Raw genomic sequence first — 15,232 nt, 5'->3', positions numbered from 1 at the left:
AGCGGAATGATGCAGATGAAAACGCGTTCGAAGTCTATCACCCGTTTTGGGATCGTCCGTCCCTTTCTGATTACCGGAGGTCTGCTCGGCTTTCTCAGTGCGGCGCTTCTCGCCAATTCATCGGCCGCCGAAGAACCGCGGCTGGTTCCACCCGCGATTCATGACGTGGCGGACACAACCAGCCAGCAAACCGCCGTGTTCGCCGGCGGATGTTTCTGGGGCATGCAAGGTGTGTTCCAGCATGTCGACGGCGTCATCAGCGCAACGTCCGGTTATGCCGGCGGCAGTGCGGAGACCGCGAACTACGAGCAGACGGAAACCGGAACCACGGGCCATGCCGAAGCCGTGCAAATCGTCTTCGATCCCAAGAAGATCAGCTATGGCAAGCTGCTGCAAATCTACTTCTCGGTCGCGCACGATCCCACACAGATCGACCGGCAAGGACCTGACAGCGGCACGCAGTATCGCTCCGCTATCTTTCCGGCCGACGCGGAGCAGGGGAAAGTCGCCTCGGATTATATCGCTCAGTTGGAAACGGCCCATGTCTTCAAGGCGAAGATTGCAACGGCCGTCGAGCCCGGCAACCCCTTCTACAAGGCCGAGGTCTACCATCAGAACTATATGACCAACAATCCTGGCCAGCTCTATATCGTGATCAACGAGCAGCCGAAGGTCGACAATCTGAAGAACCTCTTTCCCCAAACCTATCGGGAGAAACCGGTTCTGGTCTCAGACAACCAGGGCTGACGGAGGCCTCGAAGCGCCTACTCTGCCTTATAAGCTTCTGACTGTCTGCCGAAACAAAACTCCTCTGACGCCAGGCCGGAGGAGTTTTTCATTTCAAGAAGTGCCAGCCGGCTTGCCTTGTACGGCAATGTACACAGCCGCTGCTATCCCACACTCCGGTACACTTCGGCTCAATCAGGACACATGCCGGATACGTCACCAGCGCTTTATGCGGGCAATGGCTGGTCAGCAGTCATTGCGTCCCAAGAGGACGCTATCAACCGCTTCAAAGGAACCGACATCATGACCCAGACCGATAAGGTACTCTACACTGGCAAGACCCACACCACCGGCGGCCGCGACGGCGCGTCGCGCAGCTCCGATGGCCGTCTCGACGTCAAGCTTTCCTCTCCTGGCATCTCCGGCAGCGGCACCAATCCGGAGCAGCTCTTCGCTGCCGGCTGGTCAGCCTGCTTCGAAGGTGCGATTGGACTTGCTGCCCGCAAGATGAAGGTCGCCGTCCCGGCCGACGCGGCCATCGACGCCGAGGTAGATCTGTGCCTCATCGACGGCGCCTATTTCCTTCAGGCCCGTCTCAACGTCAGCCTGCCAGGCGTCGAGCGCGACGTCGCAGAGGCCCTCGTGGACGCTGCGCACCAGACCTGCCCCTATTCCAAAGCCACCCGCGGCAATATCGATGTCGTAATCAACGTGGTCTGAGCGAATCCGCCTTACAGACGCTGCGCCTCCTTCATGGGATCATCATCGCACGCCGGCACGAGAGCCGGCGTGCGATTGAATAAGTCGTCCTGACATCGAAGCTCTCTGCAGCCAGAGCCTCGCATCCCGACTTGAACACAAGCCGACGCCCATCCATCTAATCTTAATGACAGCGTCATGGCGAACCAGGCATCCCTGTGATCGCCGACGGCAGCGGCGATAGGCGCCGCTGTTTGAGGATCAAACGATGGGTTTCATAGATAAGGACATAGTGCCCGCGGACGACGGGGCACTGATAGATGCATATTCTCAATCGATAGCTGGGGCAGTGGATACGGTCGGCCCGGCGGTCAGCCGGATCGAGCGGGTTGGCGGCAGGGGCGGGCATGGTTCCGGCTTTGCCGTCTCGCCGGACGGGCTGATCGTCACCAACAACCATGTTGTCGACGATGCCAAGATTGTCCGCATCACCACACCTGACGGTTCCATCACGGAAGGGCGCGTCCTTGGACGCGACGTGGACACCGACATCGCTCTCATCCGAGCGAATTCCGGCGTTGGCGCCTGGGCCCGGCTCGGGGACTCCAAGCGTCTGCGCAGGGGCCACGTCGCGATCGCCATCGGCAATCCGCTCGGCTTCGAGTGGACGGTGACCGCCGGCATCGTATCGGCACTCGGTCGCTCGATGCGGTCCGCGAGCGGGCGGCTGATGGACGACGTCATTCAGACCGACGCCGCGCTCAATCCCGGTAATTCCGGAGGCCCGCTGGTGTCGTCGAGCGGCGAGGTCATCGGGGTCAATACGGCCGTCATCCAGGGCGCGCAGAGCATCGCATTCGCGGTGGCCTCCAATACGGCGAACTTCGTGGTTTCGGAAATACTGCGGTATGGCCAGGTCCGGCGCGCTTTCATCGGGATCGCCGGCGATACGATCGAGCTGCCTCGCAGGATCGCCCTTGAAGCCGGCACCGGCCAGACAACCTCGGTGCGCATCAGACGGGTGGAACCCGGCGGTCCTGCCGACCGCGCAGGCTTGCGGGACGGCGACTACATTCTGGCGATCGACGGTACCCCGGTCGGCGGTGTCGACGATATCGTCAGATTGATGAGCGGCGAGAGAATCGGCCGAAACACCGATCTGCTCGTCTTCTCTGTCGCAGGCCGAATTGAGAAACGAAACTTGCTGCCGGTTGCCCGGTCGTAAATATCCGGCGAAAGCGGCCGTTCGAATTGGCGGCTCAGGTGCGAGCGGCACCGCGACGCGCGGGTGACGAGGGGCTCCGCGCTTCTCATAGCGACCTCGACGGGGAACCGTGACGTGTCGCCGTCGTTATGACACAAGTATAGCGATGGAGAAACACCATGGAAATCGCAGGAAGACCGGGCTCGCATGCGCTCAGCGCATTTTTTGACGACGAGTCCGACGCCGAAAAGGCGTCCGAAGAGCTCATAGAGGCCGGCATCCCGAAAGACGCCATCACCATGACACCGGGAAACCGGCCCGACATACCGCCGATCGACCATATCGGCTTCCTCGACGCGCTGACCGGGTTCTTCTTCACGGAAGAGCAGCGCAAGAACTATGCGGAGGCGCTCCGGCGCGGGGGCGTCCTGCTGACCGTGCAGGAAGTGAGCAAGGCGCAGCACGACGCCGCGCTGAACATCCTGACGGAAAGAGGAAGCATCGATATGGATGAGCGCGTGGAGGAGTGGCGGCGCGAGAATTGGAAATAGGTGGATCCGCTAGCCGGACATCCCTTCACCATCGCCCAACGCGGCGTCTGCCGCGCGAAAGCAGGCGACGTCATCTTTGTAGCTATCCGCGAGCTTTCATCCACCTGTTCGATGAGACCGGATCCGCCGTAACCTTCATCGCACGTCCAAGAATAAAAATGATAGGACATGTCGAAATCACGCTGGCTCGAGCGTCTTAGGGAATGGATGGCGCTGCGGAACGGGGCCGTCCATGCCGTATCAAGATCGATCGTGCAAAATGGGGTTAAGCGGATATGGGCAATTCCTATCGTTGGGTCATCGTGGCCGCCGGCGCGCTGATGACCTGTGTTGCGCTGGGCGCAATGTTTTCACTGGCTATTTTTCAGGTGCCGATCGCTACCGCCACCAATTGGTCGCATGCCGGCATTGCGAGCGCGATGACGCTCAATTTCCTGGTCATGGGTCTCGGCGGTTTCCTGTGGGGCGCGGCAAGCGATCGCTTCGGTCCTCGTATTGTCGTACTGACGGGCGCAGTCCTGCTAGGCCTCGCGCTTGTCCTGGCGAGTCGGGCGGGATCGCTTCTCGAATTTCAATTGACCTACGGCATTCTCGTCGGCCTCGCCGCCAGCGCATTCTTCGCGCCGATGATCGCGGCTACGACCGCATGGTTCGATGAAAACCGCAGCCTCGCCGTTTCACTGGTCTCCGCCGGCATGGGGGTTGCGCCGATGACGATTTCACCATTCGCCCGCTGGCTCATTTCGGCTTACGAATGGCAGACGGCCATGATGCTCATCGGTTTTCTCGCCTGGATACTGCTGGTGCCGGCGGCACTGCTCGTGCGACGCCCCCCTGCGGCTGCGGCGGGCCCGGATACCGATCCCGCGGCCGAAGGCCCCAACGTACCGCTCGGACAGATATTCCGATCGCCGCAATTTCTCGTTCTCGGCGGAACCTTCTTTGCCTGCTGCGCGGCGCATTCAGGACCGATCTTCCACATGGTAAGCTATGCGACGATCTGCGGCGTGGCGCCGATGGCGGCGGTGAGCATCTACAGCGTCGAAGGGCTTGCGGGGCTCGGCGGCCGGCTTCTATATGGCACGCTTGCAGACAGGCTCGGCGTCAAGCCAGTCTTGGTCGCGGGCCTGCTGGTGCAGGCGGCGGCGCTCGCGATCTATCTCCTCGTCAGCCAGCTTAGCGAATTCTACGCCCTCGCGGTCATCTTCGGCAGCGCCTATGGCGGGGTTATGCCGCTCTATGCGGTGCTTGCACGGGAGTATTTCGGACCGCGCGTCATCGGCACAGTTTTCGGCGCGGCAACCATGCTGTCGAGTATCGGAATGGCATTCGGCCCACTGGCGGGCGGCTGGATCTTCGATACGTTCGGGAATTATTCCTGGCTCTTCATCGGATCGTCCATGGTAGGCCTCGGCGCAGTCGCCATCGCACTCGCCTTTCCACCATTGCAGCGCGTCAGGCTTCAACCGGCATAACCCAGGCTTGCAAGAAGACGCATTTACAGCGGATCTCCTGAGCCGGAGACAATGGCGTCAGGGGATCTTAGTTTCTGCGTTTCACCGCCTTACACACAGTTTTAGGCAGCGGACGCAAGTTGCTGGCATTGCATTTTTCAATTTTTGGTCAACACTTCTCCTGGGCATCAGGTGCGTGACCTCAGGGGGGAGGAAATCCGGAGGCGTTCACCAGCGCAGGTTTGCCGCGCCGATCGGCCGGAAAATCAAGCGCTATGCCAACATGGGAGGGTATGGCATGGCTCCCGCCGTCCATGTCCTTGGTGCAACTGGGAGGAATAAAAATGGTAAGCACCTCTGTAGGTGAAACTTCTGGTCGGGGTATGACCAGGGAAGAGAAGAAGGTGATCTTTGCATCTTCGCTCGGAACTGTTTTCGAATGGTATGATTTCTATCTCTATGGTTCCTTGGCCACATTCATCGGTGCGGCCTTTTTCAGTGATTATCCGGAGGCGACCCGCAATATTTTCGCGCTGCTCGCTTTTGCAGCCGGCTTTCTTGTCCGGCCGTTCGGCGCGCTGGTCTTCGGACGGATCGGCGATCTCGTCGGCCGCAAATATACGTTTCTAGTCACGATCACGATCATGGGTCTGTCGACCTTCCTGGTCGGCGTCCTGCCGGGTTCGGCCAGTTGGGGCATCATCGCCCCGGTCATTCTAATCGGATTGCGCCTGTTGCAAGGCCTTGCGCTCGGCGGGGAGTATGGCGGCGCGGCGACCTATGTTGCGGAACATGCGCCCAACAACCGGCGCGGCTATTACACATCCTGGATCCAGACGACGGCAACGCTCGGGCTCTTCCTGTCGCTCATCGTCATTCTGGTCGTGCAGAATTGGCTTGGCAAAACCGCCTTTGCCGATTGGGGCTGGCGTATCCCCTTCATCCTGTCCTGCGTCCTTCTGGGCATTTCCGTTTGGATTCGACTGTCGCTCAGTGAATCCCCGGCCTTCCAAAGGATGAAGGAAGAGGGCAAGGGCTCCAAAGCACCCCTATCTGAGGCTTTTGGCCAGTGGAAGAACGCCAGGATCGCTCTGCTCGCGCTGCTCGGCCTCACCGCCGGCCAGGCGGTCGTCTGGTATGCGGGCCAGTTCTATTCGCTGTTCTTCCTGCAGAACGTGCTGAAGGTCGATGGCCAAACCGTCAATATCATGATCGCCATAGCGCTCTTGATTGGCAGCGGCTTCTTCGTCGTGTTCGGTTGGCTGTCCGACAAGATCGGCCGCAAGCCGATTATCATGGCCGGTCTCGCCTTGGCGATCCTGACCTATTTCCCGCTGTTCAACGCATTGACCCGCGCGGCAAACCCGGCTCTCGCCCAGGCGGAACAGACGATCCGCGCCACCGTCACCGCAGCACCCCACGATTGCACCTTCCAGTTCAACCCGGTCGGCACAGCGAAATTCAACAACTCCTGCGACATTGCGACTTCATTCCTGTCGAAGAGCTCCGTCCCCTATGCCATCGTCGATGGCCCCGCCGGCCAGCCGGCAACGGTAACGGTCGGCGATACGACCGTCACCTCGTACAATGCCGTCACCGCCGGCGCGGACGCTGCCGCAAAGAGCGCAGTATTCACGCATGATCTGAATCTTGCCTTGCAGAAGGCCGGCTTCCCGCTCGCGCGGGATCCCGCCAAGGTGCCTGAGGTCAAGCTGGATGGCTTCATTGCCGCAAACCCTGAACTCGGCCTCAATGCAACGACGATCCGCGCCGGCGACAAGACGGTCACGCCGGTGGCTGACCTCGTCAAGGCGAAGCTGCTCACGGCTGACCAAGCTGCGGGGGCGACGGAAATGCCGGTTTACACCATAGCGAACGGCGGCGCATTCAAGATGGTCGCCGATCCCAATGCGGTAAACTGGCCGCTCACCATCGCCATTCTCACCATTCTCGTTATCTATGTGACCATGGTCTATGGTCCCATCGCCGCGATATTGGTTGAGATGTTTCCGACCCGCATCCGCTATACCGGCATGTCCTTGCCCTATCATATCGGCAATGGTTGGTTCGGCGGCCTGCTTCCGGCAACGGTCTTTGCAATGAGTGCTGCCACAGGCGATATCTATTATGGTCTCTGGTATCCGATCGCGGTTGCCGCGATGAGCCTTGTCATCGGCCTCATCTTTATCCGCGACACCAAGGGCATTGATCTCAACGCCATCAAGTAGCAACCGAAGAAAGGCCCGGCGCGAAACGATATCGCGCCGGGCTTTTTGTGCCGGACGTCCGGCACTTTCACGATTGGCAATGTTTGGGCAAGTCCTGTTCCACCCGCCATCCGTCTTGCCCGCCGAAGACGAAAATGAAGAGGGAAAGATGATCAAGCCGCATCCGCTGAAAGGCCCGAACCGGCTGAAGCTTGGCGTATTCTCCGCCAATGCCGATGGCGGGCTGGCGATCACCGATGTGCCGGAACGCTGGGCCGCTGGCTGGCAGGACAATCTGACCGCTGCGCAGATCGCCGATCGCGCCGGGCTGGAATTCTTTCTGCCGATTGCCCGCTGGCGAGGCTTCGGCGGTAAGAACCGGGTGCGCGAATGGTCGTTCGAGACTTTCACCTGGGCGGCGGCGCTGGCGGCCGCGACCGAGAAGATCGGCCTATTCATGACGGTGCATGTGCCGTTGGTGCATCCGCTTTATGCCGCCAAATCGCTGGCGACGGTCGATCATGTCAGCCAGGGGCGAGCAGGCCTCAACATCGTCTGCGGCTGGAACCCGAAGGAATTCGGCATGTTCGGCATTCCCCTGGTCGAGAAGGGCTACGACCAGGCGGCGGAATGGCTGGAGATCCTTGAAAAGGTCTACGCCTCCGACGATCCAGTCGACTATGCCGGCACCTATTACACGCTGAAGGAAGCCGTGAGCCGGCCGGCAAGTCTGCAGACGCCGCGGCCGGTGACGATGAACGCCGCTTTCGGCGGTCCGGGCCGCGATTTTGCGGCGGCGAGCTGCGACTATCTCTTCACCACCTTCACCGAGATCGCGGATGCAGGAAAACATGTCATCGATATCCGCGAAAGGGCGGAGAGAAAGGGCAGGGATGTCGGCGTCTACACCGTCTGCCACGTCGTCTGCCGCCAGACGCAGCAGGAGGCGGAGGACTATTACACCCGCTACGCCGTCACCATGGCCGACCACGCCGCCGTCGATCAGCATATGGCCGGCAAGAAGGAATTCTCGCAATCGCACGACCGCGATGCCTATGACCGATACCGCCAGCGCTTCGCCGGCGGCGCGGGCAGCTATCCGTTGATCGGCACGCCGGAAAAGATCGTCGAGGATATGATCGCCATATCTGCCCAGGGCTATGCCGGCATAGCTCTGTCCTTCGTCAACTATACGCAGGAACTGCCCTATTTTTGCGATCGGGTCATCCCGCTTCTGAAAAAGGCGGGACTTCGAGTCGAATGAAGGAAAGGCGTCAATCTATTTCAGACGACGCTATCATCGCATGCGTTAGGCGCGCTCCGCCCAGAGTTTTGCCAGTTCGACAAGCGTCTTGACGCCCTTCTCCATGTCTTGCCGGCTGACCCATTCGAGCGGCGAGTGAAAGGCATGGCCTCCGGCGAAGATGTTGGCGCAGGGCAGGCCCATGAACGACAGTCGCGAACCGTCGGTGCCGCCTCGGATGCTGCCGCGCACGGGCGTCATGCCAGCGCGCCGGACGGCCTCGATGGCGTTGTCGGCGATCTCCGGATGGCGGTCGAGGATGGTCTTCATGTTGCGGTACTGCTGCCTGACCTTGAAGGAATAGGTGGAGCCGGGATATTCCGCCATCACCTCCTTTACGGTCGCCTCGAGCATAGCCTCCTTGGCAGCGAGACCATCATCGTTGAAATCGCGAATGATAAAGCTGAGGGCTGCCTTTTCCATCGAACCGGTCACACCGGTTGGATGGACAAAACCATCCCTGCCGTCTGTCGTCTCCGGCGCCATGTCTTCCGGAAGCCGGCTAATGATCGCGCCGGCGATTTTGATGGCGTTCTCCATCTTACTCTTGGCAAAACCTGGGTGGATGGCAACGCCTTGAATGGTGATTTCGACGCCGTCGGCGGAAAAGGTTTCATCCTCGATATGGCCGGCCGTTTCGCCATCGACGGTGTAGGCGAACTCTGCGCCGAGCTTCGTCAGATCGACCTTGTCGACCCCACGTCCGATTTCCTCATCCGTCGTGAACAGAAGCTTGATCGTTCCGTGTTCGATCTCCGGATTGTCGACCAAAAACTGGGCGGCCGTCATGATTTCCGCAAGGCCAGCCTTATCATCGGCACCGAGCAGCGTCGTGCCGTCGGAGGTGATGATGTCGTTGCCGATCTGGTCGCGCAGAACCGGATTGTCGCTGACGCGAATGACCTGTTGCGGATCGCCCGGAAGCTGGATGTCGCCGCCACCATAGTTTCGCAGGATTTGCGGCTTGACATTGGTGCCGGTGAAATCGGGCGCCGTATCCATATGCGAACAGAAGCAGATGACCGGCACTGGCCTGTCGACATTGGACGGGACGGTTGCATAGACGTAACCGTGCTCATCGAGATGCGCATCGGAAAGGCCGATCGCCAGCAATTCCTCCACCAGGAGTCGGCCAAGATTCCTCTGTTTTTCCGTAGACGGCTGCGTCGATGACGTGGGATCCGATTGGGTGTCGATAACGACATAGCGAAGGAAGCGATCGATAACGGTATCAGTCATGAGTTCAGGTCCACGTATTCATCGACGATGGACAGCTATAGCCCTCGCGGACGCGGCCGTGAATGCATTTTCGTTTTGCCGAAGCGTTTTGTCGGTATAGCAAGAGATAACCTTAGCTGGTATAAAATACCACAAACACGCTTAGGGTGTGCCCATGCCACCGAGACCGCCGGCGGCACGCGTTGTCTGGGGCTGAAAATGCGTCAGCCAGGTAGTTGAGTAACCCACCAAAGACAATCATTTGCACGATGACCACGTTTTAAAAGTGTCCCATCATGCATCCGTAGTCGCACCCTATGCGTACCCTCCCTAGAGAAGATACGCACGGGGCGGAACTGGCAAATGAAGATATGCTTAGTCTATCGTGGTCAGCGTCACCGACGTACCGGTAGCGGCGACGTTGAGCCCGAGCTGGCCGGTTACACTGATTAGCTGCAGATGCACGGAGCCGGAGCTGCCACCGAGAAGAACGTTGGCACCAACGCCGGCACCAAGGGTCGCCTCCGCGGTAACGCCCGTATAAAGGCCGCTTAACGCACCATGATGATAGCCGGCTGTCGGAGCAAAAACGAGCCAGACAAGACGGCTGCGGGTGGTGAAGCCGAGATCGACGCCCAGTTTTCTGATCGCACCGCTATAATGGTCAATGCGCTCCTTTCCGACGGTCGAGCGGAAAACGCAGTCGGCCTCTTTTGCAGAGCCAAGCACATAGCCGACACCGCCGCCGACGTCGCACGTAAGATAGCCGATCTTTACCCCATTGCGCTCGTCCGGCTCCTGGTAGGTGGTCTGTAGGTCGGCCGCGCGTACCCCCGTCCCGCCGATGACGATCAATGCTGCTACTGAAAATGCCGTGGCGAGTAATTTATTCATCTTTCTCTCCTTGTCAGAGTATTCAGGGTGCAGGGCACCCGGTCGCCGAGCCGTTGAGTCGGCCCAAACTAACGTCCGTGATCGCAGAACGATCCCACGAAATTGAGGCGGCTATCGTCTTTCCACTCATCCTAATATACAAGAGACAACAGCCCTCGACACTTCACGTTTTGCGATCAGCTTTTTCGCTCCGCGAGGTCCAGAAAATGGACCGGGCATGATCTCGGAAACATATCAGGATCGCGCTTTGTGGCGCGCTACGCTATTTCCATTCGTCGCAAAGGCGAAGACATCGACCGGTTCACCAAGACCCTTGAGTGGGAAGGCACCAAGGCTTTCCATTTCGATCTCACAGCCTGCCATATCGACGAAGGCCTTGGACAACAAGACGGGCCGTTTGACCTCCTTGGTCAATGTCTCCAGTCGCGAAGCGACATTGACGGCCGGCCCGATGACGGTGAAATCAAGGCGGGTACGCGAACCGATATTGCCATACATCACATCGCCGACATGCACGCCGACGCCGTAACGCAAGACCTCGCGGCCATTCCGACTATTTTCCTCATTCAACGCGCCGACCGCAGCCTCCGCCTCGCTGATCGCCTGAAGAAGGTTAGCGCAGGCCATGGGATCGCTCAGCGGAAAAATGGCCAGTAATCCATCCCCCATGAATTTGAGAATCTCGCCGCCATGTTTCTCGATCGGCTCCGACATCGCGTCGAAATAGCCGTTCAGAAGGTCGATCACGTCGTCGCGCGGCCACATGTCCGAAATCGTCGTGAAGTCGCGCAGGTCGCAGATGAGGATGGCCGCGCCGACGGTCGTGCCGCTGCCGCGGGTGGTAGCACCCGCAAGGATTTTCTCGCTGGCATGCGGCCCTACATAGGTGCGCAGAAGCGTCCGGGCCAGGATGTTCTTCAGCCGGATCTCGCTCACCAGCGTCAGGGCCGGCAGTAGGTCCTTCAGGAAGGTGACATGCTCTTCGGTAAAGCCGCCCGGTATGTCGGCGGCAAAGGTGACGATATGGCGCTTGCCGAGCGTATGGTAGATCGGCCAGGCGATATAGTCGGTCAATCCTTCGGCATGCATTTCCTCGTAGAGCGGATAGGCGGGCCGATCGGCCGTATCCAGCTTTTCGAGGTTCTGGCGAACCTCGGCGGCTCCATTGAAGATCTCGTTGATCGGGCTAGCCAGAAACTGCGGTGTCGTCTCCACCCCGTAGCTGAAGGTGCTGATGTTTGCCTCCTCCATCCCTATACGCCAGAGGATTCGTGCACCGAGCCATTGCGGATGAAGCGTTCTGAAATGCAACGTCGCCCGTGCGACCGGGATACCCGCTGCCCGCAGTCTCCCGCACAAGTCCACGAGGATATTGTCGATGAAGCGTTCGTCGCGGGTATCATGCATCAGCCAATCGAGGATATTACTCCGTCTTGCCGGCCATATACCCTGGCTCTCGACATGCGAGCGGGACGCCGCTTCCGATGACAATTGCATTACCCGTACCCCACAAATACCTGGTCTCTGTCGTCGCGCAACGATCCACGCCGAAGTGCGAATATACGCCGATTGTCATTTACCTGGAACGACAATCGGCTTCAGCCCATGATTTTATAAACCGAAGCGCGAACCTATACCGCGCCTCGTGCTACCTGGCCAAAGATAGATAGGTCGAATTCCGTATTCTTTAAACGTGAGGCGAACCGTCGCAGGCCGTCAAACGCATGGCAGACGATGAGCAATGTCCCCGGGTCACAAATCAATTGACAGGCGGCCCATATCTTGGGCCGTCTGCAAAGGTGACTATACTCGTATGCTGCTCGTCGTTATCTCTGGTACAGATCCGCTCCCGCCGGCATCGCGGCGATTTGTAAGACTTTCTGAAGGAGACTGTTCATGAACCCGTCCGAAGCATCGCGCATCATTGCGGATGAGGCCAAGAACTGGCGTCGCGAGATACATCAATATCCGGAACTTCTATTCGATCTGCCACGCACGTCGGCGATGGTGGCGGAGAAGCTGAGGGCGTTCGGCTGCGACGAGGTAGTGACCGGGATGGCCAAGTCCGGGGTCGTGGCGGTGATCTCAGGTAACAGAGGCAATGGCAAGACGATCGCGCTTCGCTGCGACATGGACGCGCTGCCGATGTCCGAACAGACGAACCTGCCTTACGCCTCGAAGATACCAAACATGATGCATGCCTGCGGCCATGACGGTCACACCGCCATGCTCCTGGGTGCCGCCAAACGGTTTGCCGCCGATCGCAATTTTGCGGGCAAGATCGTTCTGATCTTCCAGCCGGCGGAAGAAGGCGGCGGCGGCGGGCGCGTGATGCTGGAGGAAGGTTTGCTCGATCGTTTCGGCATCGAGGAAGTCTATGGCATGCATAATCAGCCGGGCCTCGCCGTCGGCTCGTTCGCCATCCGCAGCGGCCCGATGATGGCTGCTGGGGACCGTTTCGTCATCACCATCCACGGACGCGGTGGCCACGCGGCTTCGCCGCATCTTGCCCGCGACCCCGTGCTTGTCGCTTCGCATGTCATCGTCGCGCTCCAGTCGATCGCATCGCGCTTTACCGATCCGTTCGATCCCGTCGTCGTTTCCGTTACCTTCATCAGCGGCGGCGACCGGAAGGCGCTGAACGTCATCCCTCCCGCCGTCGAAATCGGCGGCACGGTCCGCACGATGCTGCCGGCGACACGCCGCGCCGTAGAGCAACGGTTTCGCGATGTGGTGACTGGGACGGCGAAGCTCCATGACACGCAGGCCGAAATCGATTGGCGCCCGGGATATCCCGTGACCGTCAACAATGCCGAGAAGACCGCGGTTGCGATCGCCGCCGCGAAGAACGTTGTCGGCGCAGAGCGCGTCAACGGCAACTGGCCAATGACGATGGGTTCGGAAGACTTTTCCTATATGCTCGAAAAGCGGCCCGGCGCGCTCATCTGGGTCGGCAATGGCGACAGCGCCGATCTGCATAATCCGGCTTATGACTTCAATGACAATGCCATCGCCTACGGCATCGACTACTGGGCCGCCCTGGTTGCGCAGCGATTGTCATAGCTGAACGGAGAGGCATTCGTTCGCGGGTTTACCATTCGATCGCCGCGGATTGACGCCTCGCAGGGCAAGGCTGCCTCATTTCCGGGCGGTCTCGATCCTGATCCAATCCAGCTCCAACGTGTCCGAGGACGGTATATAGTCGCGGTATTGGCCGATCTTAAACTTGGTCATCGGTGGAGATGATGGATCAGGCTCATACCCGATCTTGCCGGTTACCCTGGCGATGAACCGGCCATCCTGATGAATCTCGATGAAAGCGCTGCCGTCACGACCGGCCTGCACGCGATAACGCATCTCGACCCATTTCCCCGCCGGCGTCGACAGGATGGGATTGCGGCCATACTCCACCTTCAAATTGGGCGTGCAGGCTTTGCCGTCGCTGTCCTCCGGCCGGATAGACTGGCAATAATGCGGCGTTCCGTTTTTCCAGGCGAGCTTGCTTCCCTTGGCTGGCGCCGAGGCGATCAAGCACCTGCACATATCGTCCTGAACCGTGACATGCAGGATGCCGTCATCATAGCGCTGGGCGAGAAACGGGCTTGGTGACCAGCCCGCAAACTCCTGCGCGTACTTGCTATTTATAGGCTCCTGTTTCCATTGCGCCGTTATCCAGCGAATGGAATCCTTATCGTTCAAAACCTCTTTCGGCATGCGGAAGCGGAAGGAATAGACGAGCGGCACATCGGACCTTCGAAAGAAGGTCTTTTGCAGGCGAAGCTCTTCACGCTGAATGCATTCGTCCTCCTGGTGAGCTGCCTTGGCCCGGCTCCAGGCGTTGTCGTCGCAATAAGGATCAGGTTGGTTCGCCGTCGGCGCCCACGTCGGCTTCACTTTCGCAAAGAAGTTCGTGCCGAGAAACTCCGGTCTGCTGACTTCGGTCACCAAGAAGTGTTGCGCAGTCAGGACCTCCTGCGGCGCCTTGCAAGCAGGTTCGCACTTCTTGCCGCCGAGTGAGGATTCGTTGACGGTAATCCCGGCTATGTAATCCCTCCTTTCGGCTGGATCGGCCGAGAATGTTACCGGTGTATTTTTGTTATCGATCTGGCAGGAACACCATTGGCTCTGATCTAGCGTCGGCGACCTGAAATCATTGTAGAGAAGCTCGGCTGCCGACGCGCTGGATGTGACCGCGACAAAAAGCAAAAGAAACATAGTAGCAGGCGTCAAACGCCACATCTTCGTCTCCCAATAGGCGCGCATCGCACCCTGGAAGAACGTTTAAACATAGAATCTCGTGGATTGAAATCCAGCGAAAAGGACGAGGACCCTGTCCTTCGCGTTGCATCGCCGTCGTGTTGCCTGGCGTTTCAATCTGTCGCCAAATGACTGGAATTGTCAGGATGCAGGTTACTGCAAATAACGGTAGGAGGGATCATGTCCATAGAGTTGCTGCCGGGGTCTCCCGCTCCAAAACCTAGCCATTTTCTCCTTTTGCGGATGCAAATTATCCTATGTCTAAATGGCTGTTAAATCTAAGCTAAGCTGCCAAACGGAAGTAATTTCGGCTTTAACTTCCGTCACTCCCTATACCCTTTGGAAGGGCTCAATTTCGATCAAAAGAGTGTCTGGGAGGGGATAATCCGTCGCAGGCAAAACTGCTGAATGCGGATCGATTTGACGAGTAGGAGGTTACTACAATAACGCCGGAACGCAAAGTGAAATAGGTGACATGATTGATCTTTTGGCGCCCGCGTCGTCTCCAACAGGATCCTAACGACGGTCGCTGGAAATTTTCCTCCGAGAGCTCGCAGTTGTTCACGTAGGCATCCTTCCCATGTTCAAGTTCCGGCTCTTTTCTTGAGACAAAGTGTACGGGGTCTCGGCCTAAAGCTTGAGCAAGCGTACAAACTCGAGACCGTTCGCAAGGATCTTGTTCAACACCATTTCCTCCGGTCTTGCGCAGGGGACATGTT

Annotated in this window: 12 protein-coding genes; 8 read left to right on the top strand and 4 right to left on the bottom strand. The window is 58.9% G+C overall.

The window, feature by feature from the left end; genetic code table 11:
* The first annotated feature begins 9 nt into the window (after nucleotides 1–9).
* From msrA to NXC24_RS24100, 7 genes are all read left to right on the top strand, one after another.
* Nucleotides 10–747, top strand: coding sequence for a peptide-methionine (S)-S-oxide reductase MsrA (gene msrA / locus NXC24_RS24130; RefSeq protein WP_245464214.1), 738 nt, complete (start codon nucleotides 10–12; stop codon nucleotides 745–747).
* 282 nt (nucleotides 748–1,029) lie between these two features.
* Entirely contained in the window at nucleotides 1,030–1,446 is a 417-nt protein-coding gene (locus NXC24_RS24125; protein ID WP_104827810.1) for an organic hydroperoxide resistance protein, read from the top strand.
* 247 nt (nucleotides 1,447–1,693) lie between these two features.
* Complete coding sequence (locus NXC24_RS24120; RefSeq protein WP_104825963.1) at nucleotides 1,694–2,650, top strand: trypsin-like peptidase domain-containing protein; 957 nt, start codon at nucleotides 1,694–1,696, stop codon at nucleotides 2,648–2,650.
* Between the two features lie 158 nt (nucleotides 2,651–2,808).
* Entirely contained in the window at nucleotides 2,809–3,180 is a 372-nt protein-coding gene (locus NXC24_RS24115) for a hypothetical protein (protein WP_104825962.1), read from the top strand.
* A gap of 275 nt (nucleotides 3,181–3,455) precedes the next feature.
* On the top strand, nucleotides 3,456–4,655 hold the full coding sequence (locus NXC24_RS24110; RefSeq protein WP_104825961.1) for an MFS transporter: 1,200 nt from the start codon (nucleotides 3,456–3,458) through the stop codon (nucleotides 4,653–4,655).
* Nucleotides 4,656–4,978: 323 nt separating this feature from the next.
* Nucleotides 4,979–6,862 carry an MFS transporter gene (locus NXC24_RS24105; RefSeq protein WP_104825960.1) on the top strand — a complete coding sequence of 628 codons (1,884 nt, stop codon included), beginning with the start codon at nucleotides 4,979–4,981 and terminating at the stop codon, nucleotides 6,860–6,862.
* Nucleotides 6,863–7,010: 148 nt separating this feature from the next.
* Nucleotides 7,011–8,105 (top strand): LLM class flavin-dependent oxidoreductase, encoded by a 1,095-nt coding sequence (locus NXC24_RS24100; RefSeq protein ID WP_104827809.1) that lies wholly within the window; start codon nucleotides 7,011–7,013, stop codon nucleotides 8,103–8,105.
* Between the two features lie 45 nt (nucleotides 8,106–8,150).
* On the opposite strand, the gene pepT is transcribed toward NXC24_RS24100, so the two are convergent.
* The 3 genes from pepT to NXC24_RS24085 all read right to left on the bottom strand — a co-directional run bounded on the left by pepT (nucleotide 8,151) and on the right by NXC24_RS24085 (nucleotide 11,753).
* Complete coding sequence (gene pepT, locus NXC24_RS24095; protein WP_104825959.1) at nucleotides 8,151–9,383, bottom strand: peptidase T; 1,233 nt, start codon at nucleotides 9,381–9,383, stop codon at nucleotides 8,151–8,153.
* A gap of 354 nt (nucleotides 9,384–9,737) precedes the next feature.
* A complete protein-coding gene (locus NXC24_RS24090; protein ID WP_104825958.1) occupies nucleotides 9,738–10,256 on the bottom strand; it encodes a DUF992 domain-containing protein in 519 nt (172 codons plus the stop codon).
* A 234-nt stretch (nucleotides 10,257–10,490) separates the two neighbouring features.
* Nucleotides 10,491–11,753, bottom strand: a complete 1,263-nt coding sequence (locus NXC24_RS24085; protein WP_104825957.1) for an adenylate/guanylate cyclase domain-containing protein — start codon at nucleotides 11,751–11,753, stop codon at nucleotides 10,491–10,493.
* A 399-nt stretch (nucleotides 11,754–12,152) separates the two neighbouring features.
* On the opposite strand from NXC24_RS24085, the gene NXC24_RS24080 reads away from it, so the two are divergent.
* Nucleotides 12,153–13,319, top strand: a complete 1,167-nt coding sequence (locus tag NXC24_RS24080) for a M20 aminoacylase family protein (protein ID WP_104825956.1) — start codon at nucleotides 12,153–12,155, stop codon at nucleotides 13,317–13,319.
* A gap of 75 nt (nucleotides 13,320–13,394) precedes the next feature.
* Here the strand turns inward: NXC24_RS24080 and NXC24_RS24075 are convergent, their stop codons facing one another.
* Nucleotides 13,395–14,495 carry a heparin lyase I family protein gene (locus tag NXC24_RS24075; protein ID WP_158704547.1) on the bottom strand — a complete coding sequence of 367 codons (1,101 nt, stop codon included), beginning with the start codon at nucleotides 14,493–14,495 and terminating at the stop codon, nucleotides 13,395–13,397.
* Nucleotides 14,496–15,232 lie beyond the last annotated feature (737 nt).

Origin of the sequence: Rhizobium sp. NXC24 (assembly GCF_002944315.1) — a bacterium.
Taxonomy (GTDB): domain Bacteria; phylum Pseudomonadota; class Alphaproteobacteria; order Rhizobiales; family Rhizobiaceae; genus Rhizobium.
The sequence above is the reverse complement of the archived record's forward strand: the minus strand, read 5'-3'. Positions and strand labels throughout refer to the sequence as shown.